The following is a 17,959-nucleotide window of genomic DNA, read 5'->3' as shown; positions in this document are numbered from 1 at the left end:
AATCCACCTGGTCCCGCTTCTTCCGTTCATTGCAACTGGCAGACACTCCAGTGTGCAAAAGTACTTTTCTTCACACAAAGGTCATCAGCCCGGGTCCATTAGGCACCCGACCATCCGTCCTTTGGACCTATTCAGAATGACCATATCAGCAGCTTACATCCCAAAGAAGGGATTGGCGCAGGATGCCGGACATGGTCGTCCGCGACTCAAATACACAACAGGGCAAATGTGCTGGCAGCATCATCTGCAAACCGAAAGGCGGACTTTTTGTATGTCCGTCCACACGCCCCCAAAATCAAACATAGTACGCTTTCGCGTGTGTTTGAGACCGAAGCCTGTCCCCCATGCGACCTGAATCGCACTCCCTTGGTAGCAAGTTGTCTGGGTCGCCTACAACACATCTTCAAACTTGACTCGGTGTTTCTTGGAAAAGAATCTATCTGCCAATTTTGAGACTCCGTACCAAACGAAAAAGGCGACGCAGTGCGCCGCCTTTTTTATCAACTGATTAGCCGATAACAGATCGGTGATCGCCGCCGTTATGCCAGCGCTTTGACCCGTGCCGACAAACGCGACATTTTCCGTGACGCTGTGTTTTTGTGGAAAACGCCCTTGGTAACACCACGCATAAGCTCTGGCTGGGCAGCTTTCAGCGCTGCAACTGATGCATCTTTGTCACCAGATTCGATCGCTTCTTCTACTTTGCGCAGATAGGTGCGGATGCGCGAACGACGTGCTTTGTTGACCGCAAAACGCTTTTCGTTCTGGCGCGCGCGCTTTTTGGATTGTGGTGTATTTGCCATGAGTCTCAACCTTCGGGTTCATAATTTCGATTCTGGCGCGTGACGCCAAACCCGTGCCGGATGTCCGGTAAGGTGATTCTAGCCAGAGCGGGCTGCACGCGCATGTATGGTGCGGGCTATAGTCCAAGCCGCCCGGGTTTGCAAACCATAGATTATTTGTCGCGAAACTGTGCTTCGCGCTTTTCAAGGAAGGCGGACATGCCTTCTTTTTGATCCTCGGTCGCAAAGAGCGCATGGAACGCGCGACGTTCAAACAACAGGCCCTCGCGCAGGGGCACCTCATAGGCGCGATTAACGGCCTCTTTGACAACCATCACGGCAACCATGGATTTTTCAGCGATCTTGCCTGCTGCACCCAACGCCTCATCCATCAGCTTCTTGACAGGTACAACGCGCGAAACCAGCCCTGAACGCTCTGCTTCGGTTGCGTCCATGAACCGACCCGTCAGGTTCATATCCATCGCTTTGGATTTGCCGACCAGCCGTGTCAGCCGCTGCGTGCCACCAATGCCCGCGACCACGCCAAGATTGATCTCGGGTTGACCAAATTTTGCGGTCTCTGAGCAGATTATAAAGTCGCACATCATCGCCAGTTCGCACCCACCGCCCAGCGCATAACCTGATACTGCCGCAATGATCGGCTTGCGAACGCGCATGATCTGATCCGTTTCGGGGGTAAAGAGGTCGCCCGTGAACGCTTCGACAAATGTCTTGTCACGCATCATCGCAATGTCTGCCCCGGCGGCAAACGCCTTTTCAGATCCGGTAATGACGATGCAACGCACCTTTTCATTTTCCTGAGCAGCTTTCAAAGCGGCAGCCAATTCCGTCATCAACTGGTCATTCAGCGCATTCAGCGCGTCAGGCCTGTTCAGGGTGATCAGGGCCACGTGGTTGTCCACGTCTACGATGATTGTTTCATAAGCCATCAAGTATGCTCTCGTTTGTTGCGCTCAGACCGTTGTGCATATCACGGGTTCACCCCGTTTCAAGTCATCTTTGACATGTCGGGCAATAGAAGGACGAGCGCCCTGATTGCACGATACGTCCTATGACATTGCCGCAGTCTGGTGTTCGGCATGCCTGGCCCTCACGTCCATAGACATCGAAACGGTGTTGGAAGTAGCCCAGTTCGCCATCCGCCTGTCGAAAATCCCGCAACGATGATCCCCCCGCCTCGATCGCCTCTGACAATACCTGTCGAATGATCGGGACCAAAGCGGCGACCCGCCCCGCTGAAATGCGTCCGGCCTTGCGGGCAGGGCTGATGCCTGCGCGGTAAAGCGTTTCACAGACATAGATATTTCCCAACCCCGCAATAATGCGCTGATCCAGCAGCGCCGATTTGATTGGCATGTTCCGTCCCTTGAGCGCCGCAATCAAATGCGCCTCGTGAAAGTCGTTGCCAAGCGGTTCTGGCCCCAAAACAGCAAGCAGTTTGTGCTGATCCGCTGTGGCCGTGTCCATCAGGTCCATCGCACCAAAGCGACGGGGGTCGTTAAAGGTGATCCGCGCGCCATTGGACATGTGAAAAACAACATGGTCGTGTTTTTCAGGGCTGGGGTGATCGTGGACAAATTTTCCCAGCGGATCGCCAGAAATCAGCATACGCCCTGACATGCCCAGATGGATCAGCAATGATTCTCCTGACGCCAGATCGGCCAGAATATATTTGGAACGTCTGCGCAGCCGCTCAACCTTTTGCCCGTTCAGGCGTTCAGCCATGCGTTCAGGGAACGGCCAGCGCAGGTCTGGCCGGTTCACATCAGCGCGCGCAATCACGGCATTTTCCATGACGGGGGCCAATCCGCAACGGACTGTTTCTACTTCGGGAAGTTCGGGCATCAGGTCCTGACGTTCATGTCCTCTAGATCTGACATGAATGTAAGGAAGGTGTGGATGCCGACAAGGTGTTTCTGCAAGGACATCTTTCCGTCGGCAAATTTCAGGACGTAGAGGTAATGCCCATTGTCGCGGATGGTGATGAAATCCTCCCAGGCATAATGCTTTTGCTGAAACAGCCAGTTGGGTGCAGTGATGCCTTGGTCATCATACCGCGCCTCATAGGCAGAAATGTACATCACCGTGTAAAAAATTATCGCCGTCATCATGATGGCCCCCAAACCGCTGAGCATCGGTTGAAAGATCGTGCAGCCCCAGAGACAGAACAGAATAAACCCGCCCGAGCCAAGGCTGATGATGCGCAAACCCTGTGTTGGCCGCATCACAACAGTACCAAGTGTCATGTGCACTGGCCTATCCATGCCGATATTTGCGATCCTGCTGGTGACAGGATCCAAATTGACAATGCCCATGCGGCCCGTCTCGGTCAATTTGATGTCAGGATACGAGCGATTGCAGGAGATGCGCCGACGAATATGCGTCACAACGATCACAGTGAGGATCGCAAGCGCCCCAACCGACATTCCAAAAAGAACAATCCATGTCAGAAAGCCCATATTGTTCTAGCCCCTGCGTCATAATGAGGATTTGTTTCTTGGCGCTGGGCAATATAACCCCAAATGGACCACAGTGAGGCAGGAAGGTGTCATGGACACGGATAAGACAACGCATTTTGGTGCCCAGACCGTTCTGGAAAGCGAAAAGGCGGGCAAGGTCAAATCGCTGTTTGGCGATGTGGCCAGCAAATATGACATCATGAATGATGTGATGAGTGTCGGCATTCACCGCATCTGGAAAGAGGCGATGATGGATTGGCTTGCGCCGCGCGCAGGTCAAAAGCTTTTGGATGTTGCGGGCGGTACTGGGGATGTTTCCTTCAAATTCCTCAAGCGCGCGGGCAGTGGCCATGCAACCGTGCTTGATCTGACCGAACAGATGCTTGTTGAGGGCCGCCAGCGCGCCGAAGCTGACAGCCTCTCAGACAGTCTGGATTGGGTCGTGGGCGATGCAATGGCATTGCCGTTCGCCGATAACACCTTTGACGTTTACACAATCAGCTTTGGCATCCGAAATGTGACCAGGCCGCAAGAAGCGCTGAACGAAGCGTTTCGTGTGCTACGGCCCGGTGGACGTCTGATGGTTCTTGAATTCAGCCAACTGCCGAACCCGATGATGCAAAAAGCCTATGATCTATATAGCTTTAATGTGATCCCCCGCATGGGTCAGATGATCGCGAATGACCGTGACAGCTATCAATATCTGGTTGAATCCATACGGAACTTTCCAGATCAGGAAACCTTTTTGAGCATGGTGCGTGATGCAGGTTTTGAGCAAGCGAAGTATCGTAATATGACGATGGGTATTGCCGCACTGCATTCGGGTTGGAAGCTGTAATATGCGCGGCCCGCACAATATTTGGCGTCTGATCCGCACTGGCGCAACACTGGAACGCACCGGGGCGATGAATGTCGTGCTTGATGCGTTTGAGGCAACACCGGCGCTGCGTTTTGTTGCACGGGGGCTGGGCCTGCCATTCAAATGGTTGGGCTACAAAGGCGATCCGACAATGCCGCCCGCGACGCGCGCGTTAACGGCACTTGGTCCCGCATACATCAAGTTTGGACAGGTGCTTTCGACCCGACCTGATGTTGTTGGCGACGAACTGGCCGTTCAGCTGCGGGTGCTACAGGACAAACTGCCGCCTTTTTCTATCGAAGAAGCGAAGGCGGAGGTCGAGCGTGAACTGGGCGAACCGGTTTCTGCCATCTTCTCCGAATTCAGCGAATCCGTTGCGGCGGCGTCGATTGCGCAGGTTCACAAAGCGCGGTTGATTGATTCAGGCGAAGAGGTCGCTGTAAAAGTTCTGCGCCCCGGCATTGAGCGCGCGTTTCGCAAGGACGTGGATGCCTTTTACCTTGCCGCCCGGATGGTCGAGGTTTTCTCACCCGGCTCGCGCCGCCTGCGCCCGACGGAAGTGATTGAACACTTTGACGGTGTGGTGCGCGGCGAGCTCGATCTGAGACTGGAAAGTGCTGCGGCTTCGGAATTTGCGGCCAACACCAAGAACGACGAAGGCTTTCAACTGCCGGACATCAAGTGGAACCACTCAGCGCGGCGGGTGATGACGTTGGGCTGGGCCGATGGGGCCGCGATGGGGGACAACGCCGCAATTGATGCGGCTGGGCATGACCGCGTTGACCTGTCGAAACGGGTACTACACCTGTTCCTGAATCACGCGCTGCGCGACGGGTATTTCCACGCGGATATGCATCAGGGCAACATGAAAGTCGCGGCAAACGGCGATATTATTGCCTATGATTTCGGGATCATGGGCCACATCGACGAATACACGCGCCGGGTCTACGCCGAGATCCTCTATGGGTTTATCCGTCGCGATTACATGCGCGTTGCAAAAGTCCACTTTGAGGCCGGATATGTGCCAGCCGACAAAGATGTTGATGAATTCGCCCGCGCATTACGCGCAGTAGGTGAGCCGATCTTTGGCATGGACGCGACGCATATTTCGATGGCACGCTTGCTAAGCTATCTCTTTGAAGTGACAGAGAGATTTGGCATGGAAACCCGGACCGAACTGATCTTGTTGCAACGCACAATGGTGGTGGTCGAAGGGGTTGCGCGGTCTCTCAACCCGCATATCAACATTTGGGAAGTCGCAAGCCCCATCGTCACGGATTATATCACCAAATCGATCGGCCCACGGGCCATTCTGACCGATCTGAAAAGCACGGCCATGGTATTGGCACGGTTTGGTCCACGTTTGCCTGGCCTGGTTGAAAGCGCACTGCTGCGGCAAAGCAATGAAGCCTTGCCCAAGCACCGCCCCTTCTGGCGTTGGGTCGCATTGTCGCTGATGATCGGCGCGACCTTTGGGGCTGTGGTGGTGATGGTGCTGGACCGGATCGGTTAAAGACGCTCAATCGCAAGGGCGATGCCCTGTCCGCCGCCAATGCACATGGTGATCAACGCGCGTTTGCCGCCGGTCCGCTCCAATTCATAAAGCGCCTTGACCGTGATGATCGCCCCGGTCGCCCCCACCGGATGGCCAAGCGCAATGGCACCACCATTCGGGTTGACGCGGGCCGGGTCAAATCCAAGGTTTTTGGTGACGGCACAGGCTTGCGATGCAAAAGCTTCGTTGCTTTCGATCACATCAAAATCATCGACGGTCAGGCCTGTTCTGGACAGCAGATTTTGCACGGCTGGCACCGGCCCGATGCCCATCACCTCCGGGCGGACGCCCGCATGCGCATAGCCAATGATGCGGGCGCGGGGTTTCAGGCCCGCTTTTTCTGCAGCATCCGACGTTGCCAGCACCAAAGCTGCGGCACCGTCGTTGATGCCGCTGGCATTCCCAGCCGTGACGGTCCCGTCCTTTTGGAAAACCGTGCGCAAGCCGGCCAATGCGTCAATCGTGGTGGTTTTGGGGTGTTCGTCGGTATCAAACGGCACCATGTCCCGTTTCACACGCACCTCAACAGGCACGATCTGTTCCTTGAAATATCCCGCCTCAATCGCTGCAGCAGCGCGGTTCTGGCTTTCCAGCGCAAAGGCGTCCTGATCCGCACGGCTGATGCCATGCTCTGCCGCAACATTTTCCGCCGTTACCCCCATGTGACCCGTGCCAAATGGACAGTTCAGCGTACCCAGCATCATGTCGAGCGTGCGCACATCGCCCATTTTCTGACCCCACCGCGCATCTGGCATGATGTAGGGCGACCGAGACATGTTTTCCGCCCCCCCTGCCAAGGCAAAGTCCGCATCACCCAGCATGAGGTTCTGAACGGCCGATACGATGGCCTGAACGCCGGATCCACACAAACGGTTCACATTCATTGCGGGCACTTCATCCGGGACACCTGCCTGCCGTGCGGCGACGCGGCTGAGATACATGTCGCGCGGCTCTGTGTTGATGACATTGCCAAAGACCACATGCCCGATCTGTGCCGGATCAACACCGGCCCGCGCCATCGCCTCGCGGGCAACGGCTGTACCAAGATCCGTCGGGGGTGTACCCGCAAGCGCACCGCCGAATGTACCAATGGCCGTACGCGCGCCACCCAGAATAACGATATCTTTGGTCATGGTGATCTCCTGTTGCTATTCATAGACTATGCGATGCCAAGCAGAAGAAGTCAGCCCAAACGTCCCGTCAATCCAGGTGCTGGTATCTGGATTTGTCAAAAATCCGTCATACAAGACAATTTCCTCTATTTCGGAAATCTGTCCGGCATGCTAGATCCCCCGCACCAAGGAGTGTGATTCATGACCCAAACCTATCTCAGCCACATCACTGAAACCCTCGCCGGAATCGAAGCCGAAGGGATGATGAAGCGTGAGCGTCTGATCACTTCGCCCCAAGGCGGTGAGATCACCGTCGGGGATCGGGACGTGATCAACCTTTGCGCAAACAATTACCTTGGGTTGGCGGATCACCCTGAGCTTATCAAAGCCGCCAAAGCCGCGATGGACCCCCGCGGTTTTGGAATGGCCTCCGTCCGCTTTATCTGTGGGACGCAGGACATCCACCGCGAGTTGGAACAAAAGTTGGCGGCCTTCCTCGGCAAAGACGATTCGATCCTGTTTGCGGCCTGTTTTGACGCCAACGGCGGGCTGTTTGAACCGCTTTTTGGACCCGAAGACGCGATTGTGTCTGACGCACTAAACCACGCGTCGATCATTGACGGTATCCGCCTTTGTAAGGCCAAGCGGTATCGCTATGCCAACAGCGATATGGATGATCTGGAAGCGCAGCTTATCAAGGCCCGCGATGACGGCGCGCGGTTTACCCTGATTGCGACGGATGGGGTATTCAGCATGGATGGCTATCTGGCCAAACTGCCCGAGATTGTTGCGCTGGCCGAGAAATATGAAGCGCTGGTGATGGTGGACGATTGCCACTCAACCGGGTTCCTGGGGCCCAAGGGCGAAGGCACCCCAGCCCATCACGGTGTTGACGTGGATATCCTGACCGGGACATTGGGCAAGGCGCTGGGCGGTGCAATCGGTGGATATATCGCGGGGCCGCAGCCGGTGATTGATCTGCTGCGCCAACGGGCGCGGCCCTATTTGTTTTCAAACTCCCTGCCGCCGTCGATTGTGATGGCGGGCATCAAAGCGTTGGAACTGGTTGAACAGGGCGACGACCTGCGGACACGGTTGTTTGAGAACACCAAATATTGGCGTGCGGGTCTGGAGGCACTTGGGTTTGACCTGTTGCCCGGCGAACACCCGATTGTGCCTGTCATGCTGGGTGAGGCACAGTTGGCGCAGGATATGGCTGCGCGACTGTTTGAAGAAGGCGTTTATGTCAGCGGGTTTTTCTTTCCGGTGGTGCCGCGCGGACAAGCCCGGATCAGAACGCAAATGAACGCGGCATTGAACCGGGATGAATTGGACCGAGCGTTAAAAGCGTTTGAGGTGGCTGGCAAAGCATGTGGGGTGTTGAAATGACGACCAACGAAATGAAAGCACTGTCAAAGCTGCACGCCCGCGAGGGATTGTGGATGGTCCAAGCGCCGGTGCCGGAAATCGGCCCCGACGACGTGCTGATCAAGATCAACAAGACCGGTATTTGCGGGACGGATATTCACATCTGGAACTGGGACGAGTGGGCCAAGAAAACAGTGCCTGTTCCGATGATTACCGGGCATGAATTTGCGGGTCAGATTGTTGAATTGGGCCGCAATGTCGAAGGGCTGGAGATTGGCCAGCGGTGTTCCGGCGAAGGACATCTGATCGGAAAAAAATCCCGTCAGAGCCGCGCAGGCAAATTTCACCTCGACCCGGCCACACGGGGCATTGGCGTCAATGAACAAGGGGCCTTTGCGCAATATCTGAAGCTACCCGCGTTTAATGTGGTGCCCTTGCCAGATGAAATTTCCGATGACATCGGTGCGATCCTTGATCCCTTGGGCAACGCCGTGCACACCGCGCTAAGTTTTGATCTGGTGGGCGAAGATGTTTTGATCACCGGTGCCGGGCCGATTGGCATCATGGCTGCTGCAGTGGCGCGGCACGTGGGCGCGCGGCATGTGGTGATTACGGATGTGAATCCCGACCGCCTTGCGCTGGCTGAGAAGGTGACGGACGTGATCCCCGTCAATGTCGCCTCTGAGGAACTGCGCGATGTGTTCCCAAAGCTGAAGATGAAACAGGGCTTTGACGTCGGATTGGAAATGTCCGGCAACCAGCGCGCATTGGATCAAATGGTGGATGCGATGACCATGGGCGGCCGTATTGCGATGTTGGGTATTCCGCCCGGCAAATCACCCGTCGACTGGAGCGCGATCGTGTTCAAAGCCATCACAATCAAAGGTGTCTATGGGCGCGAGATTTTTGAAACCTGGTACAAGATGATTGCCATGCTTGAGAATGGTTTGGATGTGTCCAAGATCATTACCCACCGTTTTGCGGTCGATGATTTTGAGGCTGGGTTTGCTGCGATGAAATCGGGACAATCGGGCAAAGTTGTTCTGGACTGGACGTAAGTCTGATCCGACAGATGAACCATCTGAGGTTCTGCCGCGTTAGGGACCATGATCAAACGCATTATTCATTCTTTTGCCTGGCGCACAGAGTACATATTGGACCGTTTGCGCGGCCAGAACGATAAACGGCGCATCATTGAACCCTATATCGGCTACGCGACTCCTGACAATTTGGTGGTTCGCGGACGGGTGCTTGCGGCACTTAGACGAAACAAGCCGCTGCCCACACAATCGGTTTGGGTCAATTTTCGTCAGATGGTGTCGCTGTTTTTGACCGATGAAGTGGCTGGTGTCGAGGTGTCGGCCCAGGGCGTCACAGCCCTGACAGACGATGAAGGCTATTTCAGCCTGATGCTTCCGCGTTGGACCGCTGAGGGCTGGATCGATATCGAAACGTCAATCGAGGGTCGGACAGGCGTGACCACCTGTCCTGTGCTGGCAACACGTCAAGATGCAGAGTTTGCGGTGATTTCTGACGTTGATGATACGATGTTGGAAACGGGGGCCTATTCACTGGTACGCAACCTTTGGACCTCGCTGACCGGCAATCTGCTGACCCGCCGCATTTTCCCCGACGCGGTCAGGTTTATCGCGGCGCTGTCCGACAGCGGCCGCAATCCGGTCTATTACGTCAGCTCCAGCCCTTGGAACCTTCATCATTTCCTGACCGGAATATTCGAACGCGCAGGGCTGACACGCGGACCGATGTTCTTGCGGGATCTGGGGCTGAGTAAGACACAATTCATAACTGGCACCCACGGCGACCACAAAGGCGGCAGCATTGATATTCTGATGGCCGCCAATCCTGACCTGACATTCGTCTTGGTGGGCGACACAGGGCAGCACGACGCCTTCGTTTACCGCGATGCCATTGCCCGTCATCCCGGACGCATCCGCGCGGTTGTGCTACGCGAACCGGGGCCGGGGCCAGACGCCAAAAGCGCTGCCGCGATGAAGGAGATCGCAGCATCAGGAACAGCATTGTATCATGCGCCGGATTTTACGGGTTTTGCAGAAAAGATTATCGCGATCTAGGTCAGCGTCATCGGGGGAAAGAATGTGTCTGCGCGCGGCAAGGGCATGCTGTCTTGGGATCCGGTTATTCCGGTGCGAGCGGCATGCGCCCCGAAGCAGTCAAAGCCCAACACTTAACCCCCTCAAAAACCGCAGCAGTCAGGGGTTCGCCATAACCCGCGCCGGTATCCAGGTTGACGCGATTGCCATAGTGGGTTGGATGATCGATGGGCGTATGACCATGCACGATCAGCTTGGGATGTGGTTTTTCATGTTTATGAAACTCCTGCCTGATCCAAAGCAGGTTTTCTTCTTTCTGTTTGCTCAGGGGGACACCGGGGACAATTCCGGCATGGACAAGAAACAGATCTTTGGTCTGGTATGACAACTCCAGTCCTGCGAGAAAATCCAGATGGCTTTGCGGGACCACGGCAAGCGCTTCGGCCTGCACGTCTTTGTTACGGCGGCCTCTGAAGGCGTCAACGCCGTAGGATTGCATCGTCGTGTCGCCGCCCAGCCGCTGATGCAGCCAATAAAGTTCAACCATCAGATAAGGATCATTGCGCAATGGCTTTTGCATGAACCATTCGAACATGCGGTCGTGGTTGCCCTTAAGAAAGGTCCAGTTGCGCGATTTTGCCTGTCCCTCGACCAACAGATCCATGACGCCGCGGCTGTCCGGCCCTCGGTCGGTATAATCGCCCAGAAAGATGATTTGCGCATCCTTGCCGCCATCTTTCTCGATGAGGTCCAGCACGCGGTGAAGCTCGGCCAGCTGACCATGAATGTCGCCGATGGCATAAAGGGGCTGTGAGATGGGAACGTTCCTCATGTTGCGCCCGCCCCACCGGGGGCGAACGCAGGTTGTTTAACATCGCTGTCCGGGTCAGGCCACGTCGAATTGCAGTGGTTTGACCTGGGTAAACATGCCGGTGTCCTGCAGTTTCTTTATGACCGGCGCGGGAACCTCTGCATCGACATAAAGCAGGGCAATCGCCTCGCCCTTCACAGCGGCGCGGCCAAGGGTAAAGTTGGCGATGTTCACGCCGTTCTCGCCCATTGTCTGACCCAAGGTCCCGATGATGCCGGGCACGTCCTCGTTGGTGGTATAAAGCATATGTTCGCCTACTTCGGCGTCGATCTGGATGCCTTTGATCTGGATGAACCGTGGCTTGCCGTCCGAAAAGACAGTCCCGGCAATCGACCTTTCACGCTTGTCTGTCACCACTGTCACCTTGATGTAGCCGTCAAAAACACCAGACTTATCTTGATTGGTCGTGCTGATCTGGATGCCTTTCTCGCGGGCAACAACGGGTGCGCTGACCATGTTCACATCCGGGTTGGCCCGTTTCATGATACCCGCGACCACACCGCAATTCAGGGCGTTGAGGTTCATCTCAGCGACGCAGCCATCATAAAGGATGTTGATCGCTTTGATCGGCTCATCCGTCATCTGCCCGATGAATGCGCCAAGATGCCCTGACAGCTTGAGCCATGGACCCATGACCTTGGCTTCTTCTGCCGTCACCGACGGCATGTTGAGTGCGTTGCTCACGGCACCTGTCAGCAGATAGTCAGACATTTGGTCAGCGACCTGCAGGGCCACATTTTCTTGTGCTTCGGTCGTGGCCGCGCCCAAATGGGGGGTGCAGACAACGTTTGGCAAATTGAAAAGCGGGTTCTCGGTTGCGGGCTCTACCGCAAAGACATCGAAAGCTGCCCCAGCAACATGGCCAGATTTCAAAAGATCCGCGAGCGCCTGTTCGTCCACCAGACCGCCACGGGCGCAGTTGATAATCCGCACGCCTTTCTTGGTTTTCTCAAGGGCCTCACGGCTGAGGATGTTGGCGGTTTGATCGGTAAACGGGACATGCAGCGTGATGAAATCAGCGCGCTCAAGCAACGCGTCAAGTGTGACCTTTTCGACACCCATTTTCTCGGCTTTTTCTTCGCCGAGGAAAGGATCATAGGCGATAACCTTCATTTTAAGGCCGCGGGCGCGGTCACAGACGATACCGCCAATGTTGCCTGCGCCAATCACACCAAGGGTTTTTCCGGTCAGTTCAACCCCCATAAATTTCGACTTTTCCCACTTGCCAGCGTGGGTCGATGCAGAGGCTTCGGGAATTTGGCGGGCGACGGCAAACATCATCGCGATGGCGTGTTCGGCGGTGGTGATCATATTGCCAAAAGGTGTGTTCATGACGATCACACCCTTTTTGGATGCGGCGTCTTTGTCGATGTTATCAGTGCCAATTCCCGCGCGGCCAATCACCTTGAGGTTTGGCGCATTGGCGAGAATCTTTTCGGTCACTTTGGTGGCGGAACGGATGGCGAGGCCATCGTAGTTGCCGATCACTTCGGCCAGCTTGTCCTTGTCCTTACCCAAGTCAGGCTGGAAGTCGACGTCGATGCCGCGGTCTTTGAAAATCTGTACGGCAGCGGCGCTGAGTTTGTCGGAGATGAGTACTTTGGGGGCCATTTTTTGGTCCTTTTGAATGTCGGTATTACGTCGGTATTGCGTCGGTATGTGAGGTTCGCTCAGCCCGCGTTAATCTCGGTCTCGAATGCCCATGCCAGCCAAGGCAGCATCGCGGCGATATCTGAGGTTTCCACAGTCCCGCCACACCAGATGCGAAGACCCGGAGGCGCGTCACGGTAAGCGCCGATATCAAGCGCGACGTTCTCATCCGCCAGCCGCTTTGCAACCGCTTTGGCAAAGGCGGTCCCGTCGGCGATGCGGTCATCTGTGAACTTCAGGCACACGGATGTATTGGAGCGGGTCGCTGGATCCGTTGCCAGAAAATCGATCCAATCGTGATCCGCGACAAAGTCGGCAATCGCTTTGGCATTGGCATCTGCGCGCGCGATCAATCCCTTCAGGCCGCCTACGGATTTGGCCCAGTCCAAGGCGACAAGGTAATCCTCAACGCAGAGCATCGAAGGCGTGTTGATGGTCTCACCCTTGAAGATGCCTTCGATCAGTTTGCCGCCTTTGGTCAGACGGAAAATCTTGGGCAGGGGCCATGCGGGGGTATAGGTTTCGAGCCGCTCAACCGCGCGGGGCGACAGGATCAGCATGCCATGCGCCGCTTCACCGCCCAACACCTTTTGCCAGGAGAAGGTTGTCACATCCAGTTTGTCCCACGGCAGGTCCATCGCAAAGGCAGCCGATGTCGCATCACAGAGCGTCAGGCCCTCACGGTTCGCCGGGATTGTATCGCCCGTTGCCATGCGCACGCCGGAGGTGGTGCCGTTCCATGTAAAACAAACGTCATTGTCATAGTTCAGCGCCGCCATATCGACGATGTCGCCATACTCAGCGGTGTGCACCTGTGCGTCGATCTTAAGCTGTTTGATCACATCTGTGACCCAGCCTGCGCCAAAGCTTTCCCATGCGACCATTTCAGCAGGACGTTCGCCCAGCATTGACCACATTGCCATCTCAAACGCGCCTGTGTCGGACGCCGGCACAATGCCAATGCGGTAATCTGTCGGTACGCCGAGGATGTCGCGGGTGGTTTCAATCGCCTCAAGCAGCTTGGCCTTGCCGGGGGCGGCACGGTGGCTGCGGCCCAAGGGTGCGTCGCTGAGCTTGTTGAGATCAAATGTGGGGATTTTGGCACAAGGGCCAGAAGAAAAACGCGGATTTGCCGGCCGCGTGGCCGGAAGTGTCGTGCTCATGTCTGCTATCCTTACAGATAAATGCCCTTCGTTGGGGAAGGGTGTCCCGCTGATGGAGATACGGGCGCGCGTGGTCTGGCACAAGCGGCAAAACGCAGCTAGAACGCCGCTTCAGTCATTTTTTGCGACATCTTTGGCGCGGATAGGAAACCTTGCTGATGTTTACCGTTGTTTTGCTTACCTCCCCAATGAACGCGGCCCTCGACCCGGCGCTGGTCGAAAGCCTGCGCAACGCCTGGGGCGGGGGCGATGCCATCTGGTTGGCCCCTGACGAGGCCGCTGAATTTGTCGTTGACCAGGTGCCCGGCAACCGGTGGGAGGTTTGGAAAGACTGTCAGGCGATCGGTGTTGATATGGTGGTGATGCCCACCGAGGGACGCCGAAAAAAGATGCTTTTGGCGGACATGGACAGCACAATGATCCAGCAGGAATGTATTGACGAACTGGCGGATGAGGCGGGCGTCGGGCCCCGCGTCAAGGACATCACGGCAAGGGCGATGAACGGCGAGCTGGATTTTGACGGTGCGCTGCGCGAACGTGTGGGTCTGCTGGCGGGGCTGGACGTGGGTGTGATCGACAAGGTGTTGGCCGAGCGGATCACCCTGATGCCGGGGGGCAAAGCCCTGTTGGCGACCATGAAGGCCCAGGGCAGCCATGCGGCGCTGGTTTCTGGCGGGTTCACCGCGTTCACCGCGCAGGTCGCGGCGGAGTTGGGGTTTCATGAAAACCGGGCCAATACCTTGTTGGTGTCAGACGGCTTTTTGACGGGCGAAGTTGGACTGCCGATCCTTGGCAAACAGGCCAAGGTGGATGCCTTGGCCGAAATCACGAAAAGATTGGGAATACAGGAATCCGATGTCATCGCCGTGGGTGACGGGGCAAACGATCTGGGCATGTTGCACCGGGCCGGATTGGGTGTGGCGCTGCATGCCAAGCCGGTGGTCGCGGCGGAATGTGATGTGCGGATCAATTTCGGTGATTTGACAGCGTTGTTGTTTGTACAGGGGTATCGCAAGGCCGAGTTCGCCGCGTGACGCGGCGACCGGCTGGGGGCTGCAGGCCCCCAGACCCCCCTGGAGTATTTTTGGCGAAAAGAAGCTGGGGCAAGGGGTCGTGGAATTTCGGTCTTTACTTAATTAACAATATTGTTAAATTATAGATATGACCCAGCTTGCTGCCACCTTTGCCGCGCTGTCTGACCGGACCCGTCTTGCGGTGGTAGAGCGGCTCATGGCGCAGGGCGAATTGGCTGCGGGTGATCTGGTGGCGCATGTAGAGATGACGGCACCGGCCGTGTCGCGGCACCTGAAGGTTCTGCGCAAGGCAGGGGTCATTCAACAGCGTGTGGCGGGGACGAAGCGGTATTATTCGGTTCAGCCTGATGCGCTGAAGGCTATTTCAGACTGGACCATTTCGCATCGTGCGTTTTGGGAAGCGGGGCTTGACCGGCTTGATGCGCTATTGGCGCAGGACGGGGGGACAGAGGATGGCTGACATCCGGCTTGAACGCGAATTTGCGGCCAGTCCGGCGCGGTTGTTCGAAGTGATTTCATCGCATGCCATGCTGATCCAATGGTGGGGGCATGACGGGATGACCTTGCCCGAAGAACAGCTTGATTTCAGTAAGCCTGGCCCGTGGTACGCCGTGATGTTGAGCGGCGAGGGCAATCGGTTCAAGATGTCCGGGCAGGTGACGCGGGTCGATCAAGGTCACAGTATCGGGTTCACCTGGGGTTGGCATGACGATGGCGACCAGCGCGGTGCGGAAAGCCATGTGACATTTACCGTGGTCGAAACCGGGATTGGCTCAAAGTTGATCATTGATCACCGTGAACTGCCTACCGAGGAAGTGGCTGCGCGCCATTCGGCAGGGTGGAACGGGCCGCTAACCCGGCTTGCGCGGTTTCTTGGTTGAGAATTTCAAACCCAGCAGAGGAGAAGATCATGCCAGAATTCATGTTTGCCTATCATGGTGGTGCCATGCCTGAGACACCGGAGGAAGGGGCCAAAGCCATGGCCGCATGGGAGGCCTGGATGAAGGGCCTTGGTGACAAGATGGTGAACCCAGGCAATCCGGTTGGCATGTCCAAGACGGTCAGCGCCAAGGGTGTCGAAGACAATGGCGGTTCAAACCCGTTATCCGGGTTCACCATCGTAAGGGCGGCGGATATCGACGAGGCCTGCAAAATGGCGGCTGGATGTCCAATGGTTGCGGACGGAACCGGGACCGCAGAGGTCGCGCCTATCGTCGAAATGTAACCCCAAACGGGCCCGTGATTACATCAGGCCTGCCGCCGGTTTGATCATGCCTGTCTGAATGCCACGGCAGTTTGTGATCGGCGCATTCATCCGCTTGAGTGCGGCAGGGTGATAGGCATCCAGCGCGCCCAATCTGACCAGCAGGGCGGTGATCGCACATTCAGCGGCGCGGGTGGTGCCGCAGGCGGCCTTGAGGGCGATGCCAAGTTTGCGCTCTGGCAGAATGGCGGTAAAATACCCTTCGGCCCCTGTTTTCAGGGCAACTTTGCCGTCCATGGCGCGCATCAGTTCAGTGCAGGCGCGGGTTTCGCCCGCGACCAGTTCGGGGTGCAGGCGCATCGCCTGATGCAGCCGTGCTTCGGCGGACCCTTCGGGTGCTGCTGCGAAATGGGCCATGGCGCGGGCCATGCCGTGCAGGGTGCTGGCGTGGTTAGGGGCGGAACAGCCGTCGATGCCATAGCCCGGTGAGGTTTCTTGCGTCACGGTTTCGAACGCGTCGAGACAGGCGCGTTGTACGGGGTGTTTAATGTCAACATAGTCAGCATCGCCCCCAAGGTGCTGATTAAGGGTCAGAAACCCGGCATGTTTGCCAGAGCAATTGTTGTGGATCTGGCAGGGGCTTTCGTCTGATTTGATCAGGGCCACATCGGCCGCGCGGGAATACGGAATATGAGCACCGCAGCGGAAATCATCGTCCCCCAGACCCAGCGTCTTGAGCCAGGTGCCGACACGGTCCGTGTGGATCTTGTCCCCCTGATGTGACGCGCAGGCCAGGGCCAAATGTTCGGTGCCAAGACCTGCCTTATCTGCGGCACCGGAAGTGATCAGAGGCAGCGCTTGAATCATCTTTGAGGATGATCGTGGCAGGACCACTGCATCAGGATTTCCCCATGCCTGGACGATTTGACCGGTGTCATCACAGATGACCGCATGCCCGGAATGAACGCTTTCAAGGAAGGGGCCACGCCAGATTTCGGTGAAAGGGGCTGGATTGACCATGAATTGTTCCTTCTATTGCGCTTTTTGTGGGCGAAAACCTGCCAATCAGGCTTTCGCTGGTCGCGTGTTTGACGTTATTATGATTGTTGTCGGAAAGAATACAGGCACTTGCAAGAGAACAACCATGATAAGGGTTGCCGACGGGTGTTTGGGACAAAGATTGAGGTTAAGGACGGCTGGAGGCTGTAAAGATGGGAATTTTGAAATCGCTGGGGTTGGCAACAGGTGTTGCCGCGCTTTTGGCAAGCGGCGTTTCGGCGCAGGAACAGAGTAACAACAGAGTTGCGGCAAAGACCGATTGGAGCGTTTTTGTCGAGGACAATCCGACGGAATGCTGGGGTGTTTCGACGCCCAAGGAAACTGTGAACTCACGCGATGGGCGCGTGGTTGCAGTGAACCGGGGTCAGACGTTGTTGATGGTATTTTACCGTCCCTCGGCCGGTGCCAAAGGTCAGGTGGCCTTTACCGGCGGCTATCCTTTTGCGTCTGGGTCGACCGTCAACATGAACATCTCAGGCAACACGTTTGAATTGTTCACCGAAGGCGAATGGGCATGGCCTGCGACCGCCGAGGACGACAACAAGATCATCACAGCGATGAAGCGCGGTTCTGATGCAATCCTGACGGGCCGGTCCGGTCGGGGCACACAGACCAAGGACAGCTTTTCATTGCTGGGGTTCACGGCAGCTGTGGAAGATGCGGCCAAACGCTGCGGCGGCTGATCCTTTTTTGAAAAACTGGCAAAGCAGCCCTGCACTTGCGGGGCTGTTTGCTTTTGATTTGGTGGCC

The 17,959-nt window shown here is 56.4% G+C and carries 19 protein-coding genes; 10 read left to right on the top strand and 9 right to left on the bottom strand.

Going from position 1 to position 17,959, the window contains the following annotated elements; genetic code table 11:
- Positions 1-539 precede the first annotated feature (539 nt).
- The 4 genes from rpsT to C1J02_RS20725 form a co-directional block, all read right to left on the bottom strand.
- Complete coding sequence (gene rpsT, locus C1J02_RS20740) at positions 540-803, bottom strand: 30S ribosomal protein S20 (RefSeq protein ID WP_114880263.1); 264 nt, start codon at positions 801-803, stop codon at positions 540-542.
- Between the two features lie 152 nt (positions 804-955).
- Complete coding sequence (locus C1J02_RS20735) at positions 956-1,732, bottom strand: enoyl-CoA hydratase (RefSeq protein WP_114880262.1); 777 nt, start codon at positions 1,730-1,732, stop codon at positions 956-958.
- Positions 1,733-1,796: 64 nt separating this feature from the next.
- Positions 1,797-2,648, bottom strand: coding sequence for a bifunctional DNA-formamidopyrimidine glycosylase/DNA-(apurinic or apyrimidinic site) lyase (gene mutM / locus C1J02_RS20730; RefSeq protein WP_114880261.1), 852 nt, complete (start codon positions 2,646-2,648; stop codon positions 1,797-1,799).
- Entirely contained in the window at positions 2,648-3,262 is a 615-nt protein-coding gene (locus C1J02_RS20725) for a hypothetical protein (RefSeq protein WP_114880260.1), read from the bottom strand. Before C1J02_RS20725 ends, mutM begins: the two co-directional genes overlap by 1 nt.
- A 91-nt stretch (positions 3,263-3,353) precedes the next feature.
- On the opposite strand from C1J02_RS20725, the gene ubiE reads away from it, so the two are divergent.
- Positions 3,354-4,100, top strand: coding sequence for a bifunctional demethylmenaquinone methyltransferase/2-methoxy-6-polyprenyl-1,4-benzoquinol methylase UbiE (ubiE, locus tag C1J02_RS20720; RefSeq protein ID WP_114880259.1), 747 nt, complete (start codon positions 3,354-3,356; stop codon positions 4,098-4,100).
- Between the two features lies 1 nt (position 4,101).
- On the top strand, positions 4,102-5,634 hold the full coding sequence (ubiB, locus tag C1J02_RS20715; RefSeq protein WP_114880258.1) for a 2-polyprenylphenol 6-hydroxylase: 1,533 nt from the start codon (positions 4,102-4,104) through the stop codon (positions 5,632-5,634).
- Here ubiB and C1J02_RS20710 read toward each other — a convergent pair.
- On the bottom strand, positions 5,631-6,809 hold the full coding sequence (locus tag C1J02_RS20710) for an acetyl-CoA C-acyltransferase family protein (RefSeq protein WP_114880257.1): 1,179 nt from the start codon (positions 6,807-6,809) through the stop codon (positions 5,631-5,633). The two genes, ubiB and C1J02_RS20710, sit on opposite strands and share 4 nt — an antisense overlap.
- A 180-nt stretch (positions 6,810-6,989) precedes the next feature.
- Between C1J02_RS20710 and C1J02_RS20705 the strand changes: the two genes are divergently transcribed.
- From C1J02_RS20705 to C1J02_RS20695, 3 genes are read left to right on the top strand one after another with little or no spacing between them, the layout of a single operon-like run.
- On the top strand, positions 6,990-8,177 hold the full coding sequence (locus C1J02_RS20705) for a glycine C-acetyltransferase (protein ID WP_114880256.1): 1,188 nt from the start codon (positions 6,990-6,992) through the stop codon (positions 8,175-8,177).
- The gene (gene tdh, locus C1J02_RS20700) at positions 8,174-9,214 is read left to right on the top strand and encodes an L-threonine 3-dehydrogenase (RefSeq protein WP_114880762.1); all 1,041 of its coding nucleotides are present in this window, start codon (positions 8,174-8,176) and stop codon (positions 9,212-9,214) included. Before C1J02_RS20705 ends, tdh begins: the two co-directional genes overlap by 4 nt.
- Positions 9,215-9,262: 48 nt before the next feature.
- A complete protein-coding gene (locus C1J02_RS20695) occupies positions 9,263-10,249 on the top strand; it encodes a phosphatase domain-containing protein (protein WP_114880255.1) in 987 nt (328 codons plus the stop codon).
- A gap of 64 nt (positions 10,250-10,313) precedes the next feature.
- Here the strand turns inward: C1J02_RS20695 and C1J02_RS20690 are convergent, their stop codons facing one another.
- From C1J02_RS20690 to C1J02_RS20680, 3 genes are read right to left on the bottom strand one after another with little or no spacing between them, the layout of a single operon-like run.
- Positions 10,314-11,060 (bottom strand): metallophosphoesterase family protein, encoded by a 747-nt coding sequence (locus C1J02_RS20690; protein WP_114880254.1) that lies wholly within the window; start codon positions 11,058-11,060, stop codon positions 10,314-10,316.
- A gap of 54 nt (positions 11,061-11,114) precedes the next feature.
- On the bottom strand, positions 11,115-12,710 hold the full coding sequence (gene serA, locus C1J02_RS20685; RefSeq protein ID WP_114880253.1) for a phosphoglycerate dehydrogenase: 1,596 nt from the start codon (positions 12,708-12,710) through the stop codon (positions 11,115-11,117).
- Between the two features lie 59 nt (positions 12,711-12,769).
- A complete protein-coding gene (locus C1J02_RS20680) occupies positions 12,770-13,912 on the bottom strand; it encodes a phosphoserine transaminase (protein WP_114880252.1) in 1,143 nt (380 codons plus the stop codon).
- A gap of 158 nt (positions 13,913-14,070) precedes the next feature.
- Between C1J02_RS20680 and serB the strand changes: the two genes are divergently transcribed.
- From serB to C1J02_RS20660, 4 genes are all read left to right on the top strand, one after another.
- Positions 14,071-14,946 (top strand): phosphoserine phosphatase SerB, encoded by an 876-nt coding sequence (gene serB, locus C1J02_RS20675; RefSeq protein WP_114880251.1) that lies wholly within the window; start codon positions 14,071-14,073, stop codon positions 14,944-14,946.
- Between the two features lie 127 nt (positions 14,947-15,073).
- Positions 15,074-15,406 (top strand): helix-turn-helix transcriptional regulator, encoded by a 333-nt coding sequence (locus C1J02_RS20670; RefSeq protein WP_114880250.1) that lies wholly within the window; start codon positions 15,074-15,076, stop codon positions 15,404-15,406.
- Positions 15,399-15,827 carry an SRPBCC domain-containing protein gene (locus C1J02_RS20665; RefSeq protein ID WP_114880249.1) on the top strand — a complete coding sequence of 143 codons (429 nt, stop codon included), beginning with the start codon at positions 15,399-15,401 and terminating at the stop codon, positions 15,825-15,827. The genes C1J02_RS20670 and C1J02_RS20665 overlap by 8 nt, the downstream gene beginning before the upstream one ends.
- Before the next feature lie 29 nt (positions 15,828-15,856).
- Positions 15,857-16,171, top strand: a complete 315-nt coding sequence (locus C1J02_RS20660; protein ID WP_114880248.1) for a YciI family protein — start codon at positions 15,857-15,859, stop codon at positions 16,169-16,171.
- An 18-nt stretch (positions 16,172-16,189) separates the two neighbouring features.
- Here the strand turns inward: C1J02_RS20660 and C1J02_RS20655 are convergent, their stop codons facing one another.
- The gene (locus C1J02_RS20655; protein WP_114880247.1) at positions 16,190-17,170 is read right to left on the bottom strand and encodes an asparaginase; all 981 of its coding nucleotides are present in this window, start codon (positions 17,168-17,170) and stop codon (positions 16,190-16,192) included.
- 191 nt (positions 17,171-17,361) lie between these two features.
- Here C1J02_RS20655 and C1J02_RS20650 point away from each other — a divergent pair, with 191 nt between their 5' ends.
- A complete protein-coding gene (locus tag C1J02_RS20650) occupies positions 17,362-17,892 on the top strand; it encodes an invasion associated locus B family protein (RefSeq protein WP_114880246.1) in 531 nt (176 codons plus the stop codon).
- Positions 17,893-17,959 lie beyond the last annotated feature (67 nt).

It is taken from the genome of Sulfitobacter sp. SK011 (assembly GCF_003352065.1).
In the GTDB taxonomy this organism is placed as follows: Bacteria; Pseudomonadota; Alphaproteobacteria; order Rhodobacterales; family Rhodobacteraceae; genus Sulfitobacter.
The sequence above is the reverse complement of the archived record's forward strand: the minus strand, read 5'-3'. Positions and strand labels throughout refer to the sequence as shown.